This is a genomic window from Mesorhizobium sp. M7A.T.Ca.US.000.02.2.1, assembly GCF_003996995.1.
Lineage (GTDB): Bacteria > Pseudomonadota > Alphaproteobacteria > Rhizobiales > Rhizobiaceae > Mesorhizobium.
In genome coordinates this window covers 1-2,563 of sequence record NZ_RZTT01000615.1, presented here as the reverse complement: position 1 = coordinate 2,563, position 2,563 = coordinate 1, and the positions used below count along the sequence as shown (strand labels likewise).

Sequence of the window (2,563 nt, the reverse complement as noted above, 5' to 3'; positions counted from 1 at the left end):
TTCTTCCACGGCGCAGACTGCGCCGTGACTGTGACACCAATCCGGGCGAATCCAAGGCGCACCGCGCAAAGGACCCTGAAATGACATCGCTCAAACGGGAAACAGACCCTGTGCCGGATGATCGGCGTTCGCCGAAATCCAGCCGATGACGTATAGGGCGAATGCCGCTGCGACAAGCCCGTCGACACGATCCATGACGCCGCCATGGCCCGGGATGAGCGCCCCCGAATCCTTGCGGCCATGGCGGCGCTTGATCCAGGATTCGAACAGGTCGCCTGCCTGCGAGACAATCGACAGCACGAGCGCGATCAGGCCGAGCAATACCAGATTGCCGACACCGGCAGCTGCGGCGAGGACCAGCCCGGCGACGACGCCGCCGACAGCGCCGCCGAGTGCGCCGCTGCGCGTCTTGCCGGGCGAGATAGAGGGCGCCAGTTTCGGCCCCCCAACGGCTCGGCCAACGAAATAGGCAAGGATATCGGTGGCCCAGACGACAGCGAACAGGAACAGGATGGCAATGAGGCCTGAACGATCGCCATCGCGCAGCAAGGCGAGCGACAGACCTGAAACCGCGGCATAGGCAAGGCCGCTCGCATCCCATTGTCCGGTCTTGCGAACCGAGGCGGCTATCGCCGTTGCGGCAACGATGGCCGCCACAAGCGGCAGCAGCCAGGAGGCGGCCAGACCGCCAATCAAGGCGCCAATGAAGACTACCAGCAGTGCTTCCGGCAGGAAACCAAGGCCCGTTGCCCCGGTTGGCCGCGACATGCGGGTCCATTCATAGAAGATCGCCGCTACGATCACGGCACACAGCAGCCGGAACGGCAAACCGCCGATCCAGGTCAAGCCGAGAGTGATGATGGCGAGCACGATCGCCGAAACGATACGCAGTTGAAGATTGTTCATCCCGCGGCCGGTCGCGAAGCGACGTCCTGGCCTCCAAGTCCGCCGAAACGGCGTTCGCGGCCAGCAAACTCACGCAAAGCTTCCGCAAGGTGCTCGCGGCTGAAGTCGGGCCAGTAGCAAGGCAGGAAGACGAGTTCGCTATAGGCGGCTTGCCACAGAAGGAAGTTCGACAGCCGGAGCTCGCCGCTGGTGCGAATGACCAATTCCGGGTCGGGAATGCCTTGCGTATCGAGCGCGCCGGCAAAGCTTTCGGCTGATATCGCCTCGGCGTCGAGTTCGCCACGCGCCACGGCCGCCGCAAGCTTTTGTGCCGTACGAACGATTTCGTCTCGTCCGCCATAGTTGAAGGCGATCACCAGCGTCAGCGATTCGTTTGCGGCCGTCAGCGTTTCGGCCTCGTCGAGCAGTCCCCTGATATCAGACTGCAGCCCTGCCCGGTCACCGATGATTCTAACCCGCACACCGCTCTGGTGCAGTTCAGCAAGGTCACGGCGGATGAACATTTTCAAGAGGCCCATCAGGTCGCTGACCTCGGACTTCGGCCGAGACCAGTTCTCCGACGAGAAAGCATAGACGGTCAGGTAGGAAATGCCGAGCCCAGGTGCCGCGCGCACCGTCTTGCGCAGCGCCTCGACACCGGCACGGTGGCCCGCAAGACGGGGCATGCCGCGCGCCTTGGCCCAGCGTCCGTTTCCGTCCATGATGATCGCGACATGCGCGGGCGTTGCCATGTTCTCGCTTTCGGGTCAGCCGGCGGCCATGACCCTAAACCTGCATGATTTCAGCTTCCTTATCGGAAAGCAGGTGGTCGATGGTGCTGATCGTCTCGTCGGTAAGTTTCTGGACCTGGTCCGAGCGCTTGCGCTGATCGTCTTCGCTGATGTCGCCGTCCTTCTCCGCCTTCTTCAGGAAGTCCATGCCGTCGCGGCGCACATGGCGCGCGGCGACACGGGCGTTCTCGGCGTAGGTGTGCGAGATCTTGACCAGTTCCTTGCGGCGCTGTTCGTTAAGTTCGGGAAGTGGAATCCTGAGGTTGGTGCCGTCTACGATCGGGTTGAACCCCAAATTGGATTCGCGGATCGCGCGGTCGACCGCGCCAACCATCGACTTGTCCCATACCGATACCGAGATCATGCGCGGCTCCGGCACCGAGACGTTGGCGACCTGATTGATCGGCATGGTGGTGCCGTAGGCCTGCACCTGGATCGCATCGAGCAGATTGCTGGAGGCGCGACCGGTCCGCAGCGAGGCCAGATCATGCTTGAACGCGGCAATGGCCCCATCCATGCGCCGCTTGAGATCGTCGTACTCACCACTCATCTTTATCTCCTCGACCGTCTAATGCGGCTCACTGCTTCGGGGCCGTCTTCGAATCGAACTTTCGAAAACCGGCTTCCCTTTTCGGGTCAGGCCGCCGATCAATCGTCCGCGACGACCGTGCAGCGGCCGCCGCCCCTCAGAATATCGCCGAAACCACCTTTTTCGTGGATCGAATAGACGATTATCGGAATGTTGTTTTCGCGCGCAAGTGCAATCGCAGCAGTATCCATGATGGAAAGGCCGCGATTTATGACTTCGCCATGGCTGATGCGCTCGAAACGCGTCGCATTTGGATCCTTCTTCGGGTCCGCCGAGTAGACGCCGTCGACCTGAGTGC

Annotated in this window: 3 protein-coding genes and 1 pseudogene; all 4 read right to left on the bottom strand. The window is 62.0% G+C overall.

Annotation, left to right across the window (positions count from 1 at the left end; genetic code table 11):
* Positions 1 to 90 precede the first annotated feature (90 nt).
* The gene (locus tag EOD15_RS32520; protein ID WP_127323066.1) at positions 91 to 906 is read right to left on the bottom strand and encodes a phosphatidate cytidylyltransferase; all 816 of its coding nucleotides are present in this window, start codon (positions 904 to 906) and stop codon (positions 91 to 93) included.
* On the bottom strand, positions 903 to 1,637 hold the full coding sequence (locus EOD15_RS32515; RefSeq protein WP_023812930.1) for an isoprenyl transferase: 735 nt from the start codon (positions 1,635 to 1,637) through the stop codon (positions 903 to 905). The genes EOD15_RS32520 and EOD15_RS32515 overlap by 4 nt, the downstream gene beginning before the upstream one ends.
* 34 nt (positions 1,638 to 1,671) lie before the next feature.
* Positions 1,672 to 2,226 (bottom strand): ribosome recycling factor, encoded by a 555-nt coding sequence (frr, locus tag EOD15_RS32510; RefSeq protein WP_013531759.1) that lies wholly within the window; start codon positions 2,224 to 2,226, stop codon positions 1,672 to 1,674.
* 98 nt (positions 2,227 to 2,324) lie between these two features.
* Positions 2,325 to 2,563, bottom strand: a pseudogene (gene pyrH, locus EOD15_RS32505) (UMP kinase); the annotation flags it as partial.